Source organism: Pseudomonas sp. NBRC 111130 (genome assembly GCF_001320485.1).
Taxonomy (GTDB): domain Bacteria; phylum Pseudomonadota; class Gammaproteobacteria; order Pseudomonadales; family Pseudomonadaceae; genus Aquipseudomonas; species Aquipseudomonas vlassakiae.
Genome location: NZ_BCBG01000013.1, coordinates 42,399 through 66,658 on the forward strand (window position 1 = coordinate 42,399; position 24,260 = coordinate 66,658).

The following is a 24,260-nucleotide window of genomic DNA, read 5'->3' on the forward strand; positions in this document are numbered from 1 at the left end:
ACAATTGACTCATGTGAGTTTGAAACGTAGCATCCGCCCCGTTTTCAATCAAGGTTCGAGGGCGTGATGGGCAAGACAGGCTTGATAAGGGTAGGCGCATTGGCCATGGCAATCGCCTTGGCCGGGTGTAAGCCCGCAGCAGAGCAGGGCGGTGCAGCCCATGCGAGCTATCCGGTGGAAATCGTGACGTTGGCGTCCGAGCAGGTGGCCTTGGCCGCTGAGCTACCGGGCCGAGTCGAGCCGATGCGCGTCGCCGAGGTGCGGGCGCGGGTGCCGGGTATCGTGTTGCACAAGCGCTTCGAGGAAGGGGCTGACGTCAAGGCGGGGGATGTGCTGTTCCAGATCGACCCGGCGCCGTTCAAGGCAGCCCTGGCCCGCGCCGAGGCCGACCTCGCCCGTGCTCAGGCGGTGCAGCAGGAGGCCCAGGCGCGAGTGAAACGCTATGAGCCGCTGGTCAGGATCGAAGCGGTCAGCCAGCAGGATTTCGACAGCGCCACCGCCGAATTGCGCAGCGCCGGTGCGACGGTGCGTTCTGCCCAGGCCGACGTGCAGGCCGCACGCCTGAACCTGGGTTATGCCACTGTCACCGCGCCGATCTCCGGGCGCATTGGTCGCGCGCTGATTACCGAAGGCGCGTTGGTGGGGCAGGGTGATGCGACACTGATGGCCCGAATCCAACAGCTCGATCCGATCTACATCGACTTCACGCAGTCTGCCGCTGACGCGCTGCGCCTGCGCCAAGCGCTGAAGGACGGCACGCGCGCAGCTGACAGCCAGCGTTTGACCGCGCAAGTAGAAGGCACCGACTTCCAGCGCTCGGGTGAGCTGATGTTCACCGATGTGAGTGTGGACCGCGGCACCGGCCAGATCATCCTCCGTGGGCGATTCGACAACGCGGACGGCACGCTGTTGCCGGGCATGTATGTGCGCGTGCGCACACCTCAAGGTACCGACAACCACGCCATCCTGGTCCCTCAACGGGCGGTCCAGCGTGGCAGCGACGGCCAGGCACGGGTTTTGGTCGCCGCCAATGGCATTGCTGAAGCACGCGCCGTGCAAACCGGCGTGATGCAGGGCGCACGCTGGCAGATCACCGAAGGCCTCAAACCTGGTGACCAGGTGATCGTCGGCAGCCCGGCAGGGTTGGCCCCCGGCATGCCGGTGGCGCCTGCACCGCAACAAACGGCCGCCGCCCAGTGATGCGAGGAAATTGAGATGTCCAGGTTTTTCATCTACCGCCCGAACTTTGCCTGGGTCGTGGCGTTGTTCATTTCACTGGCAGGATTACTGGTGATTCCGACCTTGCCCGTGGCCCAGTACCCCAACGTGGCGCCACCGCAGATTTCCATCACCGCCTCTTACCCTGGCGCTTCGGCCAAGGTCATGGTGGAGTCGGTGACCAGCATCATCGAACAGTCGCTCAACGGCGCCAAGGGCCTGCTGTACTACGAGTCCACCAACAACTCCAATGGCGTGGCCGAAGTGATGGTGACCTTCGAGCCAGGCACCGACCCGGACATGGCGCAGGTCGATGTGCAGAACCGCTTGAAACAGGCGGAGGCACGCATGCCTCAGGCGGTGCTGACCCAAGGGCTGAAAGTCGAGCAGGCCAGCTCCGGCTTCCTGCTCATCTACGCCCTGACCAGCACGGCCGGCAACCGTGGCGATACCACGGCCCTGGCCGATTATGCCGCGCGTAACATCAATAACGAACTACTGCGCGTGCCCGGCGTGGGCAAACTGCAGTTCTTCGCCTCGGAAGCGGCCATGCGGGTCTGGGTGGATCCGCAGAAGCTGGTGGGGTATGGCTTGTCCATCGACGACATCAATACGGCGATTCGCGGCCAGAACGTCCAGGTGCCAGCCGGCAGCTTCGGCAGTACGCCGGCTGCCAGCGAGCAGGAGCTGACCGCGACCCTGGCCGTGCAGGGCACCCTCGACACGCCGGAGGCTTTCGCTGGCATCGTCCTGCGCGCGAACCCCGATGGCTCAAGCGTACGCCTGGGGGATGTGGCGCGCATGGCCATCGGTAGCGAGAACTACAACCTGTCGGCGCGCCTGAACGGCCACCCGGCGGTGGCCGGTGCGGTGCAGCTGGCGCCCGGCGCCAATGCCATCCAGACCGCGACGCTAGTCAAGGAGCGCCTGACCGAGCTGTCGCAGTTCTTCCCCGAAGGTGTCGAATATTCGGTACCGTACGACACCTCGCGCTTTGTCGATGTGGCCATCGAGAAGGTGATCCACACCCTGATCGAAGCCATGGTGCTGGTGTTCCTGGTCATGTTCCTGTTCCTGCAGAACGTCCGCTACACCTTGGTCCCGTCGATCGTGGTACCGGTGTGCCTGCTCGGGACCTTGATGATCATGAAGCTGCTCGGCTTCTCGGTGAACATGATGACCATGTTCGGCATGGTGCTGGCTATCGGTATCCTGGTGGACGACGCCATCGTGGTGGTGGAGAACGTCGAGCGGTTGATGGCCGAAGAAGGCCTGTCGCCCGCGGAGGCGACCATCAAGGCGATGGGGCAGGTGTCCGGGGCGATCATCGGCATCACCCTGGTGCTGGCGGCGGTGTTCCTGCCGTTGGCGTTCATGTCCGGTTCGGTGGGGGTGATCTACCAGCAGTTCTCCGTGTCGCTGGCGGTGTCGATCCTGTTCTCCGGCTTCCTGGCCCTGACCTTCACCCCGGCGCTGTGCGCCACGCTGCTCAAGCCGGTGCCCCATGGCCACCATGAAAAGGCCAGTTTCTTCGGCGCCTTCAACCGTCTATTCGCCCGTGTCACCGAACGCTATTCGCTGCTCAACAGCGAACTGGTGGCACGTGCCGGCCGCTGGATGCTGGCGTATGTGGGCATCCTGGTGGTGCTGGGCTATTCCTATGTGCGCTTGCCGGAGGCTTTCGTGCCGGCCGAGGACCTTGGCTATAGCGTCGTGGATGTGCAACTGCCACCAAGCGCCAGCCGGGTACGTACCGACCACACCGCCGAGGCGCTGGAAAAATTCCTGATGTCCCGTGAGGCGGTGGCCAACTCGTTCATTGTCAGTGGCTTCAGTTTTTCGGGGCAGGGTGACAACGCCGCGCTGGCGTTCCCCACTTTCAAGGACTGGGCGCAGCGTGACAAGGCGCAATCTGCGGAGGCGGAAACGGCAGCGATCAATGCGCAGTTCGCCGCCAACGGTGACGGCACCATCACCGCCGTCATGCCGCCACCGATCGACGGCCTGGGCAACTCCGGTGGTTTCGCCCTGCGCCTGATGGACCGTGGTGGCCTAGGCCGCGAAGCACTGCTCGCGGCCCGTGATCAGTTGCTGGCGCGTGCCAACGGCAACCCGGTCATCCTCTACGCGATGATGGAAGGCCTGGCCGAAGCACCGCAACTGCGGCTGCACATCGACCGGGAAAAGGCCCATGCCCTGGGCGTTAGCTTCGAAGCCATCAACAACACCTTGGCCACCGCCTTCGGTTCGGCGGTGATCAACGATTTCACCAATGCCGGGCGCCAACAGCGCGTGGTGGTGCAGGCTGAGCAAGGCGAACGCATGACTCCCGAAAGCGTGCTGCGCCTCTATGCCCCCAATGCCGGCGGCGAGCAGGTGCCGCTCAGCGCCTTCGTCACCACCCAGTGGGAAGAGGGCCCGGTGCAACTGGTGCGCTACAACGGCTACCCGTCGATCCGCATCGCCGGCGACGCTTCGCCGGGGCACAGTACCGGCCAGGCAATGGCCGAGATGGAGCGCCTGGTCAGCGAGCTGCCGCCGGGTATCGGCTACGCCTGGACGGGCCTTTCCTACCAGGAGAAGGTGTCCAGCGGCCAGGCTGCCAGCCTGTTCGCCCTGGCCATCCTGGTGGTGTTCCTGCTGCTGGTGGCGCTGTACGAAAGCTGGGCGATCCCGCTGACGGTGATGCTGATCGTACCGATCGGTGCCCTGGGCGCGGTGTGGGCGGTGACGCTCACCGGCATGCCCAACGACGTGTACTTCAAGGTCGGCCTGATCACCATCATTGGCCTGGCGGCAAAGAACGCCATCCTGATCGTCGAGTTCGCCAAGGAACTGTGGGAGAAGGGCTACAGCCTGTGCGACGCCGCCATCGAGGCCGCGCGCCTGCGTTTCCGCCCGATCGTGATGACCTCCATGGCGTTCATCCTCGGCGTGGTGCCGCTGGCCATCGCCTCCGGCGCGGGTGCGGCAAGCCAGCGCGCCATCGGTACCGGCGTGATCGGTGGCATGCTCAGTGCCACCTTGCTGGGCGTGGTATTCGTGCCGGTCTGTTTTGTCTGGGTGTTGACGCTGCTCAAGCGCAAGCCTGCCCCGGTGCAACAGGCTATCGAGGAGGCTGAGTGATGGTCATGGCTAATCGTGTGCTTCCCTTGGTCCTGGCCTTGAGCCTGAGCGGTTGTTCCCTGGCGCCTACCTACCAGCGCCCTCAAGCACCGGTGCCGGCGGAATGGGGCACTGGCGCCGGTCACGCAGGCCGCTCGGTGGAGCAGGTACAGTGGCAGGCGTTCATAGTCGACCCGGTGCTGCGTCAGCTGATCGCCAGTGCGCTGGACAACAATCGCTCCTTGCGCCAGACCCTGCTCGACATCGAGCAGGCCCGTGCCCAGTACCGGATCCAGCGGGCCGACCGGGTGCCTGGGCTGAACGCCAGCGCTGCGGGCGATCGCCAGCACCTGCCGTCGGCGCTTTCGAGCGATGGCCGCGAAGGGGTCACCCGCACGTATCAGGTGGGCTTGTCGCTGCCAGAATATGAAGTGGACCTGTTCGGCCGCATCAAAAGCCTGAGCGATGCAGCCCTGGAGCAGTACCTGGCCACCGAGGAAGTCGGGCGTGCAGCACGCATCGCCCTGATCGCCGAGGTGAGCCAGGCCTATCTGACCTTGGACGGTGCCGAGCGGCGACAGGCGTTGACCCGCCAGACCCTGGCCAGCCGCGAGGATTCTCTGGCATTGGTCGGCCAGCGGCGCGCCGCCGGCACGGCCACGGCGCTGGACCACCAAGAGGCGTTGGGGCTGGTCGAACAGTCCCGTGCCGAGCTCGAAGTCACCGTGCGTCAACAACGCCAGGCCTACAACGCGCTGGTGCTATTGCTGGGCAGTGCCGAGGCGGCCAAGGCGATGCCCGCTGAACGCCCGGACCAGCCGATGGTGCTGAATGACATCGCGCCGGGCGCGCCGTCGGCATTGATCGAGCGCCGCCCCGATATCCTCGCCGCCGAACACCGGCTGCGTGCGCGCAATGCCGATATTGGCGCGGCGCGGGCAGCGTTTTTCCCGCGTATCAGCCTGACTGGCAGCTTTGGGACCGCCAGTGCGCAGATGTCAGGGTTGTTCGACGGTGGCTCGCGTAGCTGGACCTTCATGCCGCAGTTGTCGCTGCCGCTGTTCGACGCCGGGCGCAACCGAGCCGGTCTCAGCCTGGCCGAGGCACGCAAGGAATCGGCCGTGGCCGCCTATGAAGGCGTGATCCAGGTCGCCTTCCGCGAGGTCGCCGATGCGCTGGTCGCCACCGACACCCTGCGCCGCGAGCAAACCGCGCGCCGAGCCTTGGCCGACACCAGCCGCGAGACCCTGGCGCTGGCCAAGGCGCGTTACGAGGGTGGGGTGGACAACCATTTGCGCTACCTGGACGCCCAGCGCAGCAGCTATGTGAACGAAGCAGCGTTCATCGAAGCCAGTACCCAGCGCCAACTGGCGTTGGTCGACCTGTTCCGTGCCCTCGGCGGCGGCTGGCCGAGCAAGGGCTGAAACAGCCTCCTTTGGTTGGCATGTCCAGCCCCTTAGCCCCAGGGTTCGATGCTCTGGGGCTTTTTTTGCGCTGGCGAAGGCAGGTCAGCGAGCAGGTGCCGCAGCGCCATCGAGAAATAGCAGTTCCAGCGTGTGCACGGATGTTGCGCTGGCCGCGCGCCCGCGTCGTTCTGCATCGACGATGCCGTACACCATGCTCAGGAACATTTCAGTGAAGATCGCCGCACTGATATCGATACGGAAAGCGCCCGATTGCTGGCCACGCAGGAAGAAGGCATCCAGGGCGTCGGCATAGGCCCGCCATGGGCGGTTCGCTTCGCTGTCGTCGAACGAGTCCGGGCGGTACTGGAAGAGTAGGAAGATCATCATCTCACGATGCTTGAGATGCTCGACGATGAGGCGATGCAGGGCTGCGGCCGGGTCGCTGCCGTGCAAGTCAGCGTTGTCGATGACTTGGGAGAGGACCTGATCGCCATAGCGTTCCAGCATGTTCACCAGGTTGTCACGGGTGCCGCAGAAACGGTGCAGGGTCGCCTTGCTCACGCCGGCCGCCTCGGCCAGCTCTTTCAAGGTGGCACGGGGGTGGACGACGATCGCGTCGGCCAGCGCTTTGAGCAAGCGCTCATCGGTAGGGAGGTGCATCAGAAGATTCCACACTGCATATCGTGAGGCCATTGTGGATGAAAACGATTCCTGGAGCATCCATTTGAGCAAATAATGATTCAACCAAGGCTTGCAAGTCGCAGCCGTGAATAGGACTTGGTTGCACAGGCCGGGTAAGCTCATTATCAGATTTAACATAATATGCATTATGCGCACATTCGTATGCAGCAAGCGGGACGTGGGTCAGGCAGATTTCAAAACAAGACCAGGCTGTTTCCTGAGTCTGTGTTCGTACCTCGCTCGACACGCTATCTTCAGCGCCATGTCCAAACGGCACCCATCAAGACGATCCCACCATCAAGGACGCCAGATGCCTGACCATCCCTCTGCCGACAACATCATCGATCTCTATGACCGGCACGCCCACGCGTGGAATGAATTGCGCGGCGATCGCCTGACCGAACATAAATGGATCAAACGTTTCCATGCCTTGCTCACACCCTCTGCAACGGTACTTGATCTGGGCTGTGGCTCCGGTCAGCCCGTGGCGCGTTATCTGATCGGTGCCGGCCTGGCAGTAACTGGCGTGGATTCATCAGCGCAGATGCTTGCTCTATGTCGCAGCCGTTTCCCTGAGCATTCATGGATTCATGCAGACATGCGCACGCTGTCGCTCGATCTCCAGTTCGCCGGCATCCTCGCCTGGAACAGCTTTTTTCATCTCAAGCCCGATGATCAGCGCAGGATGTTTCCTGTGTTCCAGCGTCATGCGGCACCCGGTGCAGTTCTGATGTTCACCAGTGGTAGCTCGTTGGGTGAAGCTTTGGGTCATTTCCAGGGCGAAACCTTGTATCACGCGAGCCTGGATCCCGAGGAATACACCGCACAACTGCGTGAACACGGCTTCGCCGTACTGGACCATATCGTCGAAGACCCTGAGTGTGGCGGCCAGACGGTATGGATTGCCCGCCGCTTCCGTTGACCGTTATGCACTTCTTTTATAACTACACTAAATAACCATTTAGTGTAGTTATATGATTGTGCAGCGCAAACAGCAACTTTTTCACCAATCCTTCACTCCCCCCGCACTTTTCTCCACCTAGGATTCGCCGACAATTTGCCCACCCGCAGAGCCAGTGATGAATCTGAAAACAACCGACCAACGTGCCTTGCTGTTACTGCTGGCCGTCACCGCCTTGTTATTGACGCTGGGCCTGGGCAGTCGCGAGTTATGGGGAGCAGAAACTCGCTGGGCCAACATTTCCCTGCAGATGTTACAAAGCGGAGATTATTTTGACCCCTACCTCAAAGGCGGCGCCTATTACGACAAACCCCTGCTGTCCTACTGGCTTATCACGGCCAGCGCCTGGCTTTCCGGTGGCCTGGGGCCTTGGTCGCTGCGCCTGTCCTCGGTGGTCGCGGCATGGTTGAGTGTCTGGCTGACCTACCTGCTGGGCGAGCGCCTGTTCCGCAAGGGCACCGGCTTGGTCGCCGGCTGGATGCTGGCCACGACCTTCTACTTCGTGTTCTGGGCACGGGTCGCCACTGCCGACATCCTTACCGTATGCGGCGTACTGGCAGCGGTCTGGTGGTATTGCCGCGGGCCGGATGATACCCGCTTCTGGCGCTACGTCGGGTTCTTCGGCCTACTGGCGCTGACGTCGCTGTTCAAGGGCTTGATCGGCTTCATCCTGCCTGGCCTGGTGCTGCTGCCGCACTTGCTGCGCGAAGGCCGCTGGCGCCGCCACCTGAACCTGCGCCTGCTGGCTGCGCTGTTGCTGGCCGCAGCGCTGTACATGCTGCCGTTTCTACTCTCGCACCTGTACGGCGCGCCCAACTACGGCGAAAGCGGCCTGGGGCTGGTACTGCGGGAGAACGTGGTGCGGTTCTTCCAGCCATTCGACAACCTCGGGCCGATCTACACCTACCTGGTATACCTGCCGGTCTATACCCTACCCTGGGCACCCTGCTGGATCATCGCCGTGTGGGTTGCCCTGCGCCACTGGCGGCAGATCGAGCCGGATACCCGTTGGCTGCTTCAGGGGCTTGGCCTGCTGATGCTGTTCTTCACCGCCAGCGGCAGCAGGCGCAGCTACTATGTGCTGCCGCTGGTGCCGTTCGCGCACCTGCTCGGTGCCTGGTGGATCACCCGTCGCATGGCCCAGCGCGAGTCCGCCGGGCAGCGTCTGCAGGCCGGCTTCGCGGTTACCGCCGTGTTGCTGTTGGCGGTGCTGGGCATCCTGGTGCCCTGGAGCAATGGCGGCGGCGGCGTGATCCGCTTCGGCGAGGCGGTGCGCGAACAGGCGAGCCGTCAGGCTCCATTGGCGCAATGGCAGATGGTCATGGTCGAGGTGGACAACAAGGTGCCAATGTACCTGCAAACGGGTGGCGCCCCCTTCTACTATGTGGCGCAAACCGACAATTATCCCCGCACAGGCAACACCGCGACATTGATGGCCTGGCTGGAGCGCACCAGCGGCAAGCACTGGGACCCGCAGCGCACGATCATCGTCGCGCATTACCGCCGTGGTGAGACGCCTCCCCTTGACTACTTGCACAACGATCATCAGGTGGTCACCACCCAACCCAGTCGTGGCGAGCAGTGGTTACATAGCCATGATGATCAAAGCGTGGCTTATATTCCCCAAGGCCCAGACACGCCCCTTGCAAAGCTGCAAAGCGACAACTAACAGCCTCTATTCAGGCAACTAAAGTACAGTTTCACAGCCATCCAAATGGATGTTTATGGGTTTCAAAATTATTGTTAGCTTCACACTTGGCCGGCAACCTGAACCTCAGCTGTCTGCCTGTGCAATGTAATGATAACGCGACCCTTTTTTTATACTTCTTTCACAAAATCGAGCATACCCTTTGGCTGGATAAGCCCTTGACCATCACTACGGCATGGATGACTGAGCCCCGCAGAAAACTTTGACTTAGCGCAACGCAGCAACTTTTAGCCTGTGCACGGGATGCAAAACTTTTCTTTGCGTCTACGCTGGCAATTGAACCAATGAAATCAATGGGTTCTGTCACTTTTCCTGTATCACCGAGGTGCTCATGAGTGAGGCGTTTCTCCCCTTCTCACGTCCGAGTATGGGCGAAGAAGAAATAGCGGCTGTTGAAAAAGTCCTGCGTTCGGGCTGGATCACGACCGGGCCGCAGAACCAGGCCCTGGAAGAGCAGTTCGCGCAGTACGTCGGTTGCCGCCATGCGGTAGCCTTGTCATCGGCCACTGGCGGTATGCATATTGCCTTGCTGGCACTGGGTATCGGCCCCGGGGATGAAGTCATCACCCCATCGCAGACCTGGGTGTCCACGGCCAACATGATCTCGCTGCTCGGCGCCACACCGGTGTTTGTCGATGTTGATCGGGACACCCTGATGACCGATGCGGCACGCATCGAAGCCGCCATCACACCGCGGACCAAGGCCATCATTCCGGTGCACTACGCCGGCGCTGCCTTTGACCTCGACCCGTTGTACGCCCTTGCCGACAAGCACGGCATCGCCGTCATCGAAGACGCCGCCCATGCCGCCGGCACCCGCTACAAGGGCCGCCACGTAGGGGCTCGAGGTACGGCGATCTTCTCGTTCCATGCGATCAAGAACATGACCTGCGCCGAAGGTGCGATGTTCGTCAGCGACGACGAAGCCCTGGCCAGCCGCGTGCGCATGCTCAAATTCCATGGCCTGGGTGTCGATGCCTATGACCGCATGACCCACGGTCGCAAGCCCCAGGCCCAGGTCATCGAGCCCGGCTTCAAGTACAACCTCGCCGACATCAACGCCGCCATCGCCCTGGTGCAACTGCAACGCCTGGATGCGATCAACGCCCGCCGTACCGAACTGGCCGCCCGCTACCAGCAACGCCTGGCAGGCCTGCCGGTGCAGCCCCTGGCCGTGCCGGACTACCCGCAGCAGCACGCCTGGCACCTGTACATCCTGCGCATCGACAGCGAACGCTGCGGCCTGGACCGCGAAGCCTTCATGAAAGGCCTGCAGGAGCGCGGCATTGGCACCGGCATCCACTTCATCGCGACCCACCTGCACACCTGGTACCGCCAGCGTGATCCGCAGCTGTCGCTGCCCAACACCGAATGGAACTCAGCGCGGCTGTGCTCCATTCCGTTGTTCCCCGACATGACCAACCAGGACCTCGACCGCGTCGTCACCGCCATAGAACAGCTTGTGGGAAATCGCTCGTGAGACCTTACCCGATCCATTGCGTGTCCATCGTCATCCCGGTCTACAACGAGCAGGAAAGCCTGCCCGAGCTGCTGCGTCGTACTGGCGCAGCCTGCGAGCAACTGCGCCACCCCTATGAAATCGTGCTGGTCGACGACGGCAGCCGCGACGACTCCGCGCACATCCTGGAGGCCGCCGCCCAAGCCGAGAACAGCCCGTTCGTCGCGGTCATCCTCAACCGCAACTACGGCCAGCACGCAGCGATCATGGCCGGTTTCGAGCAGTGCAAGGGCGACGTGGTCATTACCCTCGACGCCGACCTACAGAACCCGCCGGAAGAAATCCCGCGGCTGGTTGCCGAAGCCGAACGTGGCTTCGACGTGGTCGGCACGGTACGCAGCAACCGCCAGGACTCGGCCCTGCGCCGCTGGCCGTCGAAGGTGATCAACTACGCAGTCAAGCGCTCCACCGGTGTCGCCATGAGCGACTACGGCTGCATGCTGCGTGCCTACCGGCGCACGGTGATCGACGCGATGCTCGCCTGCCGCGAGCGCAGCACGTTCATCCCGATCCTGGCCAACAGCTTCGCCCGCCACACCACCGAAATCCTGGTGACCCACGCCGAGCGAGAGCACGGCGATTCGAAATACAGCCCGATGCGCCTGATCAGCCTGATGTTCGACCTGATCACCTGCATGACCACCACGCCATTGCGCCTGCTGAGCATCGTCGGTTTCAGCATGGCCGTACTCGGCGTGCTGTTCGCCTTCGGGCTGGTCGTGCTGCGCCTGGCGTTTGGCCCGGGCTGGGCCGGCAACGGCCTGTTCGTGCTGTTCGCCGTCTTGTTCGTGTTCACCGGTGGCCAGTTCATCGGCATGGGCCTGCTCGGCGAGTACCTGGGGCGCATGTACAGCGATGTGCGCGCCCGCCCGCGGTTCTTCATCGAAAGAGTGCTGCGCAGCGGCCCCCCGCCTGCACCTGCAGCAAGCGTCACCGTTGATGGTTTCAATTCCTCTACTTCTGGTCAGGTTCACTCATGAGTGCAAAAACGGTTGTCTTCGCGTACCACGATATCGGCTGCGCCGGCATTGAAGCCCTGCTCGACAGCGGTTATGACATCGCAGCGGTGTTCACTCATGCCGACGATCCCAAGGAAAACACCTTCTACGCCTCGGTCGCACAGCTGTGCGCCCGCAAAGGCATCCCGGTGCATGCGCCGGAGGACGTCAACCACCCGCTGTGGGTCGAGCGCATCAGCCAGCTCGACCCCGACTACCTGTTCTCGTTCTACTACCGCAACCTGCTGAGCGAACCGCTGCTTGCCACCGGCCGCAACGGCGCGTTCAACCTGCACGGCTCGCTGCTGCCGCGCTACCGCGGCCGCGCACCGGCCAACTGGGTGCTGGTCAACGGTGAAACCGAAACCGGCGTGACCCTGCACCGCATGGTCAAGCGCGCCGATGCCGGCGCCATCGTCGCCCAGCTGCGTGTGGCCATCGAACGCAGCGACACCGCGCTGAGCCTGCACGGCAAGCTGCGCGCCGCCGCCGCCGACCTGCTGCGTGACACCTTGCCGAACCTGCGCCAGGGCAAGGTCAGCGAAACCCCACAGGATGAATCGAAGGCGACCGTGTTCGGCCGCCGTACCGCAGCCGATGGCCGCCTGGACTGGCAAGCGCCTGCCGAAACCCTGTTCAACCTGGTGCGCGCGGTGACCCAGCCCTACCCTGGCGCCTTCTGCCAGGTCGGCGAGCACAAGCTGATCGTCTGGAGCGCCGACGTCGTCAAGGGCAACGAAGGCCTGGCCCCAGGCCGGGTCATCAGCACCGACCCGCTGCGCATCGCCTGTGGCGAGGACTCGCTGGTGATCAGCGCCGGCCAGCGCAACGACAACGGCCTGTACCTGAGCGGCCCGCAACTGGCCAACGAGCTGGGCCTGGTCGAAGGCTCGCTGCTGCGTGGCGCCGACGCCCGCCGCAGTGCGCGCCGCACCCGTGTATTGATCCTTGGCGTCAACGGTTTCATCGGCAACCACCTGTCCGAGCGCCTGCTCAGCGATGAGCGCTACGAAGTCTACGGCCTGGACATCGGCTCCGACGCCATCGAGCGCCTGCGCAGCCACCCCCGCTTCCACTTCGTCGAAGGCGACATCAGCATTCACTCCGAGTGGATCGAGTACCACATCAAGAAGTGCGACGTGGTGCTGCCACTGGTGGCCATTGCCACGCCGATCGAGTACACCCGCAACCCATTGCGCGTGTTCGAGCTGGACTTCGAAGAAAACCTGCGCCTGGTGCGCTACTGCGTCAAGTACAACAAGCGCGTGATCTTCCCGTCGACCTCGGAAGTCTACGGCATGTGCCAGGACACGAACTTCGACGAAGACAGCTCCAACCTGGTGGTCGGGCCGATCAACAAGCAGCGCTGGATCTACTCGGTGTCCAAGCAGCTGCTCGACCGGGTCATCTGGGCTTATGGCCAGAAAGGCCTGAACTTCACCCTGTTCCGACCATTCAACTGGATGGGCCCACGCCTGGACCGCCTGGACTCGGCGCGTATCGGCAGTTCCCGGGCCATCACCCAGCTAATCCTGAACCTGGTGGAAGGCACACCGATCCGCCTGTTCGACGGCGGCGCGCAGAAGCGTTGCTTCACCGACATCGCCGACGGCGTCGAGGCCCTGGCACGGATCATCGACAACGACAACGATGCCTGCAACGGCCAGATCATCAACATCGGCAACCCGGACAACGAAGCCAGCATCCGCCAGCTTGGCGAAGAACTGCTGCGCCAGTTCGAAGCCCACCCGCTGCGCAGCCACTTCCCGCCGTTCGCCGGCTTCCGCGACGTCGAGAGCAAGGCATTCTATGGCGGCGGCTACCAGGACGTGTCCCACCGCAAGCCGAGCATCGCCAACGCCAAACGCCTGCTGAACTGGGAGCCGACCGTGGAGATGCGCGAAACCATCGGCAACACCCTGGACTTCTTCCTGCGTGAAGCGATGCGCGAGACCGAGGCCCGTCCGGCAGAAGAAGCACGCTGATGCAGGCAGGGTTGCGCATCGATGTCGATACCTACCGCGGCACCCGCGAAGGTGTGCCGCGCCTGTTGGAGTTGCTCGACGAGGCGCAGGTCAAGGCGACGTTCTTCTTCAGTGTCGGGCCAGACAACATGGGGCGCCACTTGTGGCGCCTGATTCGCCCGCAGTTCCTGTGGAAGATGCTGCGCTCCAATGCCGCCGGGCTGTACGGCTGGGACATCCTCCTGGCCGGCACCGCCTGGCCCGGCAAACCGATTGGCCGCGACCTCGGGCACCTGATGCGTCAGGCCCGCGCCGCCGGCCACGAGGTCGGCCTGCATGCCTGGGATCACCACGGCTGGCAGGCCAATGCCGGGCGCTGGAGCATGGCGCAACTGACTGAGCAGATCCGTCGGGGCGTCGACACCCTCAGTGACATCCTCGGTGCACCGGTCGACTGCTCGGCAGTCGCCGGTTGGCGCGCCGACGAACGGGTGGTCGAGGCCAAGCAGGCCTTCGGTTTCCGCTACAACAGCGATTGCCGGGGTAGCAACCTGTTCCGCCCCCGGCTGGCTGACGGCTCGCCAGGGACGCCGCAGATTCCGGTGGACATGCCGACCTTCGACGAGGTCGTCGGCCCGCAGGTGGCTGCCGCGCACTTCAACGCATTCATGCTCGGGCAATTCCGCCCGCAGGCACTCAACGTCTACACCATCCATGCAGAGGTAGAAGGGATTCTGATGGCCCAGGACTTCCGTCAATTGCTGGCCGATGCACGCCAGCGCGAGATTGCGTTCAAACCCTTGGGCGAGTTGCTCCCCGCCTCGCTCGACACCCTACCCGTTGCCCGTGTGCAACGCGGCACCCTGCAAGGCCGTGAGGGCTGGCTGGGAGTGCAAGGTTCATGAACAGACGCTGGACGCTACCGCTGCTGCTCGGCCTGTTCGTGCTGGCCTTCCTGCTGCCACTGGGCGGGCATGGCTTGTGGATCCCCGACGAAACCCGCTATGCCCAGGTCAGCCAGGAGATGCTGCTGACCGGCAACTGGGTCTCGCCGCACTTCATGGGGCTGCGCTACTTCGAAAAACCCGCCGCCGGCTACTGGATGATCGCCCTCAGCCAGGGGCTGTTCGGCCAGAACCTGTTCGGCGTGCGCTTTGCCTCGGCGCTGAGCGTCGGCCTGAGCCTGATCCTCTGCTACCTGGTGGCACGCCGCCTGTGGAATGACCCGCGCAAGAGCCTGATCTGCACCTTGGTCTACATGAGCTTCTGCGTCATGGTGGGCCAGGCCGTCTATGCCAACCTCGACCCGCAGTTCACCCTGTGGGTCAACCTCAGCCTGGTGGCCCTGTGGTTCGCCATCGACAGCCACGGCAAGGGCCAGCGCCTGGCAGCCTGGGCGGTACTGGGGCTGGCCTGCGCCATGGGCTTCATGACCAAGGGCTTTCTCGCCTGGCTGCTGCCGGTACTGATCGCGCTGCCGTGGATGCTCTGGCAGAAGCGCTGGCGTGAACTGCTGGTGTACGGGCCGGTGGCCGTGGTGGTGGCGATCGTCGTCAGCCTGCCCTGGGTGCTGGCAGTGCATGTGCAGGAACCCGACTACTGGCGGTTCTTCTTCTGGCATGAGCACATTCGCCGGTTTGCCGGTGACGATGCCCAGCACAGCGCGCCCTTTTGGTACTACCTGCCGCTGCTGGTGGCTTACAGCCTGCCCTGGATCGCCCTCCTGCCACTGGCGCTGAAACAGGCCTGGCAGCGCAGTGCCCAGGCCAAGGTCGTGTTCCTGCTGCTGTGGCTGCTGATGCCATTGCTGTTCTTCAGCCTGAGCAAGGGCAAGCTGCCAACCTACATCTTCCCGTGCCTGCTGCCATTGGCCCTGCTGATCGGCCATGCAGTCGAAGACCGCCTGCGCCTGCATCAAGGTCGCGCGTTGCGCATCAACGGCTGGCTCAACGTGGTGATGGGCGCGCTTGCCCTGATCGCACTGGCCTGGCTGCAGTTGAAGAAGCCCGTGTACGACCATGAACCGACCGGCCTGCTGCTGATGTGCGTGGCACTGACCGGGTGGACACTCGCCAGCCTGGCCCAGGCCCTGTCGCCGGTGCGCCGTTGGGCCGCCCCGGTGCTCGGCAGCCTGTTGCTGATGGCCCTGCTGCCGGCGGCATTGCCCAAATCGGTGGAAGGCAACAAGATGCCCGACCAGTTCATTCTGCAGCACCTCGACGAACTGGCAGGTGCCACGCACCTGATGAGCAACGACCTCGGCGCCGCATCGGCACTGGCCTGGCGCCTTAAACAACCGAACGTGGCGTTCTACAACACCGTTGGCGAACTGAAGTACGGCCTGGCGACCCCGGAAGGCCAAGGTCGTCGGCTGAATGACAAGAACGTTCGCCAATGGGTCGATGATGCCCGCCGCAGTGGCACGGTCGCCGTGGTGATGCGGGTAAAGGGCGAGGATGAGCAGCGTGAACTGGCGCTGCTGCCCGACGATGGCACCCGTTATCACCAGGGCAAGATGGTGATCCTCATTCTCCCCCGGGTATCGCCATGAGCTGGCTGCTGTTGGTCGCGGCCTGCCTGCTGACTTGCCTGGGCCAGGTGGCGCAGAAGTTCGCCGTGGAAGGCTGGCGCGGGCAAGCGGGGCCATGGACGGACAAGTTGCGTTCGCCCTGGCTGTGGCTGGCCCTCCTCGCACTTGGCAGTGGTTTGCTGGTGTGGCTGCTGATACTGCAGCGCATGGAGGTGGGCGTCGCTTATCCGATGCTCAGCCTGAACTTCGTGGTGATCACCCTGATCGCCCGCTTCGGCTTCCATGAACCGGTCGATCGCCGTCACTGGCTGGGGGTGGCCCTGGTCATCGCCGGTGTCGCCCTGCTGGGGCAGCAAGCATGAACCAGCGCCTGGGTATCAGCTTTGCCCTGGGCAGCGTGCTGCTGGTCAGCACTGCCCAACTGGCCATGCGCTGGAGCATGACCCGCTTGCCGCAACCCGGCCAGTGGCTGACGGCACTGACCGGCCAGGGCGTGGATGCCGTTGCCGTGGCCGTGGTGCTGGCTGCGATCGCCGCCTATGGCCTGTCGATGCTCTGCTGGCTGCTGGCCCTGCGCGACCTGCCGTTGGGCCGCGCCTACTCGCTGCTCAGCCTCAGCTACGCCCTGGTTTACCTGTTGGCGGCCAGCCTGCCGCTGTTCGACGAGTCCTTCAGTTTGAGCAAATCGCTGGGCGTGGCACTGGTCATGCTCGGCGTCATTACGATCAACACGCGTCCGGCCCGTTCGCCCGCATTAAGGAGTGCTCCATGAAAATTACAGTGTTTGGTAGCGGGTACGTCGGCCTGGTGCAAGCCGCGGTACTGGCCGAGGTCGGCCATGATGTGGTGTGCATGGATATCGACGAGAAGAAGGTCGAGTTGCTGTGCCAAGGCCATGTCAGCATCTTCGAACCGGGCCTTTCCAGCCTGGTGCGCGAAGGCCTGGATGGCGGCCGCCTGCAGTTCACCACCGATGAAAAGCTTGCCGTCGAACATGGCCGGGTCGCCTTCATCGCCGTTGGCACCCCCTCCTGCCCGGATGGTTCGGCAGACCTCAAGTATGTGCTGTCGGTCGGCGATGCAGTCGCTCGCCATCGCCAACAGCCGCTGATCCTGGTCGAAAAGTCCACGGTGCCGGTCGGCACCGGTGACACCCTGCGGGCCCACATCAATACCGCGCTCGCGGGCCGTGAACTGCGCGTCGATATCGTCTCCAACCCGGAATTTCTCAAGGAAGGCTCGGCGGTTGCCGATTGCCGCCGGCCGGACCGTATCGTCATCGGGTGCGAGGGTGAAGACGTGCGCGATGTCATGCGCGACCTCTACGCCCCGTTCAACCGTAACCATGACCGCATCATGTTCATGGACCTGCGCAGCGCCGAGCTGACCAAGTACGCCGCCAACTGCATGCTCGCCACCAAGATCAGCTTCATCAACCAGATCGCCGAGCTGGCCGAGCACCTGGGCGCCGATATCGAATCGGTGCGCCAGGGTATCGGTGCCGATACCCGCATCGGCTACCACTTCATCTACCCAGGCTGCGGCTATGGCGGCTCATGCTTCCCCAAGGACATGCGTGCGCTGATCCACAGTGCCGAGCAGGTGCATTGCTCCAGCGACCTGCTGCAGGCGGTCGAAGCGATCAACGAACGCCAGAAGCACAAACTGTTCGAACGCATCAATGCGTTCTACAACGGCAACCTGGCCGGCAAGACCTTTGCCGTGTGGGGCCTGGCGTTCAAACCGAACACCGACGACATGCGCGATGCCCCCAGCCGCGTACTGCTTGAGTCGCTGTTTGCAGCCGGCGCCAGCGTGCGTGCCTTTGACCCCGAAGCCATGCAGGAAACCCAGCACCTATATCCGGATGAAGACAAACTGATGTTGATGGGCACCCCGGAATCGGTGCTGTCCGGCGCCGATGCATTGATCATCTGTACCGAGTGGCAGCAGTTCAAGGCACCGGATTTCGACCTGATCCAGCAACGCCTGAAAGCTCCGGTGATTTTCGACGGGCGCAACCTTTATGATGCCGAGCGCCTGTCGCGTAAAGGGTTCAAGTACTTCCCGATCGGCCGTGGCGATTCCTGCCAGTTGCCGGTCTCCCCGCAACTGCCCCGCCAGGGTTCGAAAGCGGCGTGAAGGCACTGTCCGTCACCGTTCGCCGGCAGTCCCTGGTCGCGGGGCTGCTGGCACTGCTGCTGTTCTGCGCCGGGGTGTACGGGCAGGCGCCGATCGGTTTCGATTCGCGCTTCGTGCTGTTCGCCCAGGAGATGCTGCGCCATGGGCCAACGGTGTTCCCGACCACCTACGGGCAGCCCTATGCCGACTACACGTCGCTCTCGACCTTGTTCATCTGGCTGGCGTCACTGCCATTCGGGACGGTCAACGGTCTGAGCGCATGGTTGCCCAGTGCCATCGCTGGCGCGGTGATCGTGGCCCTGATGTACCGGCTACTGGCGCCGTTCTCGCTGCGCTGGGCGTGGAGCAGTATTGCCTTGCTGTTGTTGACGGCCACCTTCGTCAGCGAAGTCCGCGCGGTGTCACAGGACCTCATGCTGGCGGCCGTCGCCTTCAGCGTGTTCTACCTGGGTTACGCCCACGACCAGCGGGCTGCCGGGCGGCGCTGGCCGCTGGTGTTCGCCCTGTTGCTGTTGGGCTTTGGCATTCGCGGACCGATCGGCCTGGTAGTGCCGACCGGCATGCTGTGCAGCTATTACCTGCTGACCGGCCAATGGCGGAGGATGCTGCTGTTTGGTGTACTCGCCAGCCTGCTGCTGGTCGCCAGTGTCTGCCTGCTGCTGTGGCTGGCCAAGGCCAGCGGTGGCCAGGCGTTTCTGGATGACGTGATACGCATGCAGTTCCTGGGGCGTATGGACGGTAGCGAAGGTGCCAGTAGCCCGCTGTATTACTTCACCAGCGCGCTGGGCAACTATGCGCTGGCCTACCCTCTGGCATTGCTGGCCCTGGTTGCCGCCTGGCTGGGCCGTGCGCAGCTGCAGGGGCCGGCGTTGCGCCTGGTCGGTTATTGCGCGGCTGCTGCACTGCTGGTCATGCTCGGCCTGTCCATCCCGCTGGCCAAGAAGGCCCGCTACCTGCTGCCGATGCTGCCAATGGTGGCGATCATTGCCGCCTACCCGTTCCAGGTTGCACAGGGGCGGCTGTTCGCCTGGCTGCGCGGTGTGATTCAGGGGCTATGGCTGCTGATGCCGGGGCTGATGATGATTGCCTTGCTCATGGCTCAGCGCCGTTTTCCCGAGGAAACCGGCTCCATCACAGTGCTGATGGTGGTGCTGGCAGCGTTGCAGTTGTGGGCACTGTCACGGCTGGTGCAGTCACGTTGGCGTGCCGAGGTGACTGCCGGCTGTGCGGTGATGGCGTTGTGGCTGGTGTATGTCGCGGTGTTCGAGCCGGTGGAGCGCAGCCTGTATGACACCCGCAGCTTTACCCAGGCCGTAGTCACCAAGGTCGCGCAGCAACCTGCCCCGCTGGTGCTGTACCGCCTGGGCCAGGATGCCAAGGCCATCAAGTTCATGGTCAACCTTGACTACGACCTGCGGCCGCAGTTCACCGAGACTCCCGAGCAGCTGCAGGCCGTGCAGGGTCCGGCGTGGCTGATGATGGATCGGCACGACTTCCAGGCCCTGCAAGGCACACCGATGCAGGCGCTGCAGCCGCAACTGAGCGGGCGCTTCGACAACAACGACTATGTGCTGGTGTATCTCGGGCGCTGAAGATCAGGATCTGCGTGCGCGCAGGCGCTCGTGATAGCGGCCGCCCAATGCGCCGCCCCAGGGCATGATCAGGCCGATCACCAGCAGCACGATCAACAACGTGACCCCCTCGAACGGGCTGAAGAATTCCAGCACCGCGCAGCCCAGGGTCAACAACAGCCCGACCACCGTCAAGGCATCCGGTTTGAGTACCGGGCAATCGCTGCTTGCCACCGAAGGATGCAGAAAGCCTACCAACCACAGGTAAAGCCAGCTCACTACAGAGGCAATGAACAACGCCAGAAACAATAAGTGATGACCAAACATCGATGTGTGCATGATGGGCAGCCCTGCTCAATATGCGTGTTGCGTTAGCGCTGATTTAAGCCATTCAAAGTGAAAGTTCTGTCAAAAAAACCTGACCTTATGACTGGACTGCTTAAAATACCTTTTTCTATTCGGCGTCAAGGAACCTCACCATTGAAAGGCCCGCAGAGTTCCTACAACCGGCTGTTTTCGCCTGCGCATCAGTTCATGGCGCACAAGCTGGCCAAGCGGAGCTGAGCGAACTGGGCTGGCTGGGGACATCGCCTCAGGCCTGAGACCTGCATAGCACCTGTGGCAGCGGCTTTAGTCGCGAAGAGGCCGGTACAGGCGCCAGATAAAGGCACATGGCCACCTCGCACATCCGCCCTAATGCCCTGCCCGCTCCTCGGCGCTATAGTCCGGCCATTCAACACCCCCCACGCCAAGGAAGCCCACCCTCATGAAACCCGCCAAGCTCCTGCTGAGCGCCGCCGTCCTGTTCACCGTCGCCGGTTGCCAGACCATCAAACCCTCCGAGCAGACCCTCAAGGAACGCGCCGAGTTCGCCCTCAATACTCCGGTCAGCAAGGTCGCCAACGTCCGTAGCGACAGCACCATCACCTACTACACCGCCACCACCGCAAAAGGCGAGTACAACTGCCAGATGCCCAGCGGCGCCATCGTTGCCGTGGGCAGCATGGGCCTGTATGAGCCCACCCCGTCCTGCCTGAAGGAAGGCCAGGCAATCATCCTGCAGTGATGCTGCCTCTGCCGTCGGCGCCGCCCTCCGTTCCCGGCGCCGCCGGCACCTCGCGCAGTTCCCGCAGGGCTGCACGCAACTCCGTCGGGCGCACCGGCTTGGACAAGAGCGCGATATTGCGCCCCTGGACGATCGCCTGGATCTTCTCCAGGTCATGCCCGGTCATGATCAACGCCGGTACCTCCCAGCCCCGCTGTGCCCGCAAACGCTCGATGCAATCGACGCCGGTAGCCTCCTGGCCCAGGTCGTAGTCGGCAACGATCACGTCACATTCGCTGACCAGCCCCAAGGGGGAACCATGCGCTTCAACTTCGCAGCCCCAGCGCTGCAGCAACGCCGAGGTGGCGCGCAGGACGTTGTGATCGTCTTCCACCAGGCACACCTTCAGGCCGCCGAACATGGCGCCTTGCAACACCTGCTGTTCACTGCTCCGGGCGACCGGTTGCGCCGCCAGGCGCGGCAAGCCTTGCAGGCTCACCGCCGTACCGCGCCCCAGCTGCGAACGCAGCTGAACCTGCATGCCCATCAAATGCCCCAGGCGCTTGACGATCGAGAGGCCCAGGCCAACGCCTTCGACATCCTTGTCACGCACCTGACGTACCCGGTAGAACTCTTCAAAGACCAGACCCAGGTGCACCTGATCGATCCCGCGCCCCTGGTCATAGACCACGATGGCCAGCGCCTGGCCATGACGCCGCACGCCGATCAGCAGCGGCCGCTGGGCTGCGTACTTGAAGCTGTTGGACAGCACGTTCTGCACCATCGTCGCGAGCATGCCGCGGTCGGCGCGGGTCCAGTAGGCACACGGGCGCAAGCGCATCTCGACGCCAGCCCAGCGCGCCGCCTCGGCGTTCTGCCGCAGCAGTTCGGCGAGAAACTCGTGCAGGGCGAAGGCCTCGTACTTCGGTTGCACCCTGCCGTTGTCCAGCGTGTACAGGTCCAGGATCGAACGGAACAGCTGCGATACGTTGAGCAGCGAGCGGTCGATGCTGTCCACCAGGCGCCGTTCCTGCTCGGCCAGCGGCGCCTCGCGCAGGCAGGCGGTGAACAGGCCGATGGAGTGGATCGGCTGGCGCAAGTCATGGCTGGCCTGGGCCAGAAAACGCGACTTTTCCTGGGTGGCCGCCATCGCCAGTTCCGAGGCCTTGCGCGTGCGCTCAAGCAGCATGTGGGCGTAGAGCGGGATGACCGTACTGGTGGTGAGCAGCATCAGTACCATGAACGGGTTGGCCTGCCAGTAGGGGTTGAGCTGGTACACCGCGACCAGCGCTGTCAGCGCCAGTACCGTGGCAATGGCCAGGTAGCGGGTACCGAAGCGCATGCCGTTGCCGAGGTTGACCCAGACCATCACCGCGTACAGCGGCAGCGCCGCTTCGCCGCCCAGCACCAGGCCGAAGCAGGTGCCGGTGTAGTCATGCACGATGCCCAGCACCCGACGCCATGGGTAGTGCCCAGGCCAGCGGGCGATGGCCTGGCGCAGGCCGATCGACAGCAGGATGAAACTGATGATGTAGTAGATCACCGGCAGGTAGCTGGCGATCGATTCACCCGGCAGGAAACCCAGCACGGTAATGTAGACCAGCGCGCAACTGGCGACGATGACACGCAGGTTGGCCTGGTCGAGCTCGTTGTTCTTGTTGTAGTCCATGGTAAACGTCCTTGTGCACGGGGCCGCATAGGCGCCTGCCTGGCGCAGCGCTTACGGGCGTTTGCGGCAGCAGGCTGCTAAGTTAGCATGGTGGCAACAACGCCGTTCACAGGGAGTGCCAGATCGTGACGTGCCGCATCATCGTGGCGGACGACCATCCGCTGTTCAGGGAGGCCATGGTCCGTACCGTGCAGCGGGTATTGCCGCAAGCACAACTGGAAGAGGCCGGGGACCTGCAGCAGGTGCTGGCGCTTGCCCGCCAGGGCGAGGTGCCAGACACGCTGATTCTCGACCTGCGCTTCCCCGGGCTCGATTGCATCGACCGCCTGACCGAACTGCGCCAGCTGTTACGCCGCACTACCCTGATCATCGTGTCGATGGTCGACGAGCCGGCGCTGATCGAACACGTCATGGCCAGCGGCGTGGATGGCTTCATTGGTAAAAGCATCGCCCCTGATGAACTCGGCGCAGCGATCCTGGCGATCCGGGACGGCGAGGTGCTGGTCAAGTACAGCCCTTCAGGCCTGTTGCCGAACCTGGGCAGCGACAACGAGCTGGAACACCTCACTCACCGCCAGCACGAGGTACTGCGCCTTATCGCCCAAGGCAAGACCAACAAGGAAATTGCCCGCGCCCTGGACATATCGCCGTTCACCGTCCGTATTCACGTGTCATCGTTGCTCAAGGCGCTGAATGTCACCTCGCGCACGGCCGCGGCCGTCAAGTACAGCGGAACCTGATGCCGTCGGTCGGTGCCGATGGCAATGCAAGTGATCATGCGGGGGCGCCCGGCACTCTCAATCCATGAACGGTGGTCAATCATCATCGCTCATCACTCCTGTGCTTGGCCCACCCTCGGGTGGGCCTTTTTCGCCAAGCGAGGGCGCCATCATGAACCAGATACTGCAAATGGGCGGAGGTAGCGCCCAGGACGATTGGCCCGAACTGGACCCAGAAGAACGCAACGACCGGGCAGCTGACCCGGACGCCGATCCTGATCTGACTGAGGACGAGCAGAACCGGCCCGGAGTGCCTGCGAGCGACCCCGAATCCGGTGCATGAAGGGTCAGCTGGTCATACTTGAGTCGCTGACCGTCTGGCTGGGCTTGCTGCCTGACGGCCGCCAGGTCACTGCGGTTATGCCGTAACGCTCGGCCATTGGCCGGCTCACTTTCTTGATCCTCTCCCGGCCGAACTTCGGGATGATGCCGATCCCTGCATCACAACTGGCCCAGTGCCAAGCCTCGGCGTTATCGATTTTCTCGAGCCGGATAATGAAACTGCGCGGCTGGCCGTGCAGCAGGTAATCGATAATGTATAGCTGGGGACTAGGCATCACGCGGCCCTCCTCTTCTCCATGGATGACTATTCATTGAGTGATGCCGTCCGCGAAAGATTCAAAAAGATTGTCGAACAATTCAAAGGGATGCATCAGGGTCCTTGCCAGGCACCCTGATGCCGGCGGGCCTCGGCGAGCCCCTTGTCATTGCTGCTGGCGGCCCCCTCCGTGGCTGTTCTGCCCGCCCTTGCGGCCGGCTTCCGATGCCCGCTGCCGGTCGTTGGCGAAGTTGCCGCCCGACGCCTGGCCACCTTTGTGGCCAGCCCGGGAGGCACGTTCGCGGTCATTGGCGAAGTTGCCTGGGTTGGTCTCCTTTGTGCCGCCACGTTGTCCGGTCCGTTGTTGATCACCAGCCATGTCCTGTCTCCTTGCCATGCGGATGGGTTGGGCGAATGAAACGGTGC

The 24,260-nt window shown here is 63.3% G+C and carries 22 protein-coding genes; 17 read left to right on the forward strand and 5 right to left on the reverse strand.

Going from position 1 to position 24,260, the window contains the following annotated elements; all coding sequences use genetic code 11:
- Positions 1 to 66 precede the first annotated feature (66 nt).
- From APH33_RS07230 to APH33_RS07240, 3 genes are read left to right on the forward strand one after another with little or no spacing between them, the layout of a single operon-like run.
- Positions 67 to 1,200, forward strand: coding sequence for a MexC family multidrug efflux RND transporter periplasmic adaptor subunit (locus tag APH33_RS07230; protein ID WP_054884476.1), 1,134 nt, complete (start codon positions 67 to 69; stop codon positions 1,198 to 1,200).
- 15 nt (positions 1,201 to 1,215) lie between these two features.
- Entirely contained in the window at positions 1,216 to 4,344 is a 3,129-nt protein-coding gene (locus tag APH33_RS07235) for an efflux RND transporter permease subunit (RefSeq protein WP_054884477.1), read from the forward strand.
- Positions 4,344 to 5,747: an efflux transporter outer membrane subunit gene (locus APH33_RS07240; protein ID WP_054884478.1), complete on the forward strand. Its 1,404-nt coding sequence runs from the start codon at positions 4,344 to 4,346 to the stop codon at positions 5,745 to 5,747. Before APH33_RS07235 ends, APH33_RS07240 begins: the two co-directional genes overlap by 1 nt.
- 84 nt (positions 5,748 to 5,831) lie before the next feature.
- Here the strand turns inward: APH33_RS07240 and APH33_RS07245 are convergent, their stop codons facing one another.
- The gene (locus APH33_RS07245; protein ID WP_054884479.1) at positions 5,832 to 6,389 is read right to left on the reverse strand and encodes a TetR/AcrR family transcriptional regulator; all 558 of its coding nucleotides are present in this window, start codon (positions 6,387 to 6,389) and stop codon (positions 5,832 to 5,834) included.
- A gap of 331 nt (positions 6,390 to 6,720) precedes the next feature.
- Here APH33_RS07245 and APH33_RS07250 point away from each other — a divergent pair, with 331 nt between their 5' ends.
- From APH33_RS07250 to APH33_RS07300, 11 genes are all read left to right on the forward strand, one after another.
- Positions 6,721 to 7,332, forward strand: coding sequence for a class I SAM-dependent methyltransferase (locus APH33_RS07250; RefSeq protein WP_054884480.1), 612 nt, complete (start codon positions 6,721 to 6,723; stop codon positions 7,330 to 7,332).
- Positions 7,333 to 7,489: 157 nt separating this feature from the next.
- Positions 7,490 to 9,040, forward strand: coding sequence for a glycosyltransferase family 39 protein (locus APH33_RS07255; RefSeq protein ID WP_054884481.1), 1,551 nt, complete (start codon positions 7,490 to 7,492; stop codon positions 9,038 to 9,040).
- A 370-nt stretch (positions 9,041 to 9,410) separates the two neighbouring features.
- Complete coding sequence (gene arnB, locus APH33_RS07260) at positions 9,411 to 10,559, forward strand: UDP-4-amino-4-deoxy-L-arabinose aminotransferase (protein ID WP_054884482.1); 1,149 nt, start codon at positions 9,411 to 9,413, stop codon at positions 10,557 to 10,559.
- The gene (arnC, locus tag APH33_RS07265) at positions 10,556 to 11,578 is read left to right on the forward strand and encodes an undecaprenyl-phosphate 4-deoxy-4-formamido-L-arabinose transferase (RefSeq protein WP_054884483.1); all 1,023 of its coding nucleotides are present in this window, start codon (positions 10,556 to 10,558) and stop codon (positions 11,576 to 11,578) included. The genes arnB and arnC overlap by 4 nt, the downstream gene beginning before the upstream one ends.
- The gene (gene arnA / locus APH33_RS07270; protein WP_054884484.1) at positions 11,575 to 13,581 is read left to right on the forward strand and encodes a bifunctional UDP-4-amino-4-deoxy-L-arabinose formyltransferase/UDP-glucuronic acid oxidase ArnA; all 2,007 of its coding nucleotides are present in this window, start codon (positions 11,575 to 11,577) and stop codon (positions 13,579 to 13,581) included. The genes arnC and arnA overlap by 4 nt, the downstream gene beginning before the upstream one ends.
- The gene (arnD, locus tag APH33_RS07275) at positions 13,581 to 14,465 is read left to right on the forward strand and encodes a 4-deoxy-4-formamido-L-arabinose-phosphoundecaprenol deformylase (protein ID WP_054884485.1); all 885 of its coding nucleotides are present in this window, start codon (positions 13,581 to 13,583) and stop codon (positions 14,463 to 14,465) included. Before arnA ends, arnD begins: the two co-directional genes overlap by 1 nt.
- Positions 14,462 to 16,111 carry a lipid IV(A) 4-amino-4-deoxy-L-arabinosyltransferase gene (arnT, locus tag APH33_RS07280; protein ID WP_054884486.1) on the forward strand — a complete coding sequence of 550 codons (1,650 nt, stop codon included), beginning with the start codon at positions 14,462 to 14,464 and terminating at the stop codon, positions 16,109 to 16,111. Before arnD ends, arnT begins: the two co-directional genes overlap by 4 nt.
- The gene (gene arnE, locus APH33_RS07285) at positions 16,108 to 16,452 is read left to right on the forward strand and encodes a 4-amino-4-deoxy-L-arabinose-phosphoundecaprenol flippase subunit ArnE (RefSeq protein ID WP_054884487.1); all 345 of its coding nucleotides are present in this window, start codon (positions 16,108 to 16,110) and stop codon (positions 16,450 to 16,452) included. Before arnT ends, arnE begins: the two co-directional genes overlap by 4 nt.
- Positions 16,449 to 16,862, forward strand: coding sequence for a 4-amino-4-deoxy-L-arabinose-phosphoundecaprenol flippase subunit ArnF (gene arnF / locus APH33_RS07290; RefSeq protein WP_054884488.1), 414 nt, complete (start codon positions 16,449 to 16,451; stop codon positions 16,860 to 16,862). The genes arnE and arnF overlap by 4 nt, the downstream gene beginning before the upstream one ends.
- A complete protein-coding gene (locus APH33_RS07295; RefSeq protein WP_054884489.1) occupies positions 16,859 to 18,232 on the forward strand; it encodes a UDP-glucose/GDP-mannose dehydrogenase family protein in 1,374 nt (457 codons plus the stop codon). The genes arnF and APH33_RS07295 overlap by 4 nt, the downstream gene beginning before the upstream one ends.
- A complete protein-coding gene (locus tag APH33_RS07300; protein ID WP_156351911.1) occupies positions 18,229 to 19,824 on the forward strand; it encodes a glycosyltransferase family 39 protein in 1,596 nt (531 codons plus the stop codon). The genes APH33_RS07295 and APH33_RS07300 overlap by 4 nt, the downstream gene beginning before the upstream one ends.
- Positions 19,825 to 19,827: 3 nt before the next feature.
- Here APH33_RS07300 and APH33_RS07305 read toward each other — a convergent pair whose 3' ends face one another.
- A complete protein-coding gene (locus APH33_RS07305) occupies positions 19,828 to 20,142 on the reverse strand; it encodes a hypothetical protein (protein ID WP_099814957.1) in 315 nt (104 codons plus the stop codon).
- 427 nt (positions 20,143 to 20,569) lie between these two features.
- Between APH33_RS07305 and APH33_RS07310 the strand changes: the two genes are divergently transcribed.
- Positions 20,570 to 20,869, forward strand: coding sequence for a hypothetical protein (locus tag APH33_RS07310; RefSeq protein ID WP_054884491.1), 300 nt, complete (start codon positions 20,570 to 20,572; stop codon positions 20,867 to 20,869).
- On the opposite strand, the gene APH33_RS07315 is transcribed toward APH33_RS07310, so the two are convergent.
- Positions 20,856 to 22,517, reverse strand: a complete 1,662-nt coding sequence (locus APH33_RS07315) for a hybrid sensor histidine kinase/response regulator (RefSeq protein ID WP_054884492.1) — start codon at positions 22,515 to 22,517, stop codon at positions 20,856 to 20,858. The two genes, APH33_RS07310 and APH33_RS07315, sit on opposite strands and share 14 nt — an antisense overlap.
- 125 nt (positions 22,518 to 22,642) lie before the next feature.
- On the opposite strand from APH33_RS07315, the gene APH33_RS07320 reads away from it, so the two are divergent.
- Positions 22,643 to 23,257 (forward strand): response regulator transcription factor, encoded by a 615-nt coding sequence (locus tag APH33_RS07320; protein ID WP_054884493.1) that lies wholly within the window; start codon positions 22,643 to 22,645, stop codon positions 23,255 to 23,257.
- A 151-nt stretch (positions 23,258 to 23,408) separates the two neighbouring features.
- Positions 23,409 to 23,579 (forward strand): hypothetical protein, encoded by a 171-nt coding sequence (locus APH33_RS27175; protein WP_156351914.1) that lies wholly within the window; start codon positions 23,409 to 23,411, stop codon positions 23,577 to 23,579.
- Positions 23,580 to 23,583: 4 nt separating this feature from the next.
- Here APH33_RS27175 and APH33_RS07325 read toward each other — a convergent pair whose 3' ends face one another.
- The gene (locus APH33_RS07325) at positions 23,584 to 23,853 is read right to left on the reverse strand and encodes a DUF6555 family protein (protein WP_054884494.1); all 270 of its coding nucleotides are present in this window, start codon (positions 23,851 to 23,853) and stop codon (positions 23,584 to 23,586) included.
- A 147-nt stretch (positions 23,854 to 24,000) separates the two neighbouring features.
- The gene (locus APH33_RS07330) at positions 24,001 to 24,213 is read right to left on the reverse strand and encodes a general stress protein (RefSeq protein WP_054884495.1); all 213 of its coding nucleotides are present in this window, start codon (positions 24,211 to 24,213) and stop codon (positions 24,001 to 24,003) included.
- Positions 24,214 to 24,260: the final 47 nt, after the last annotated feature.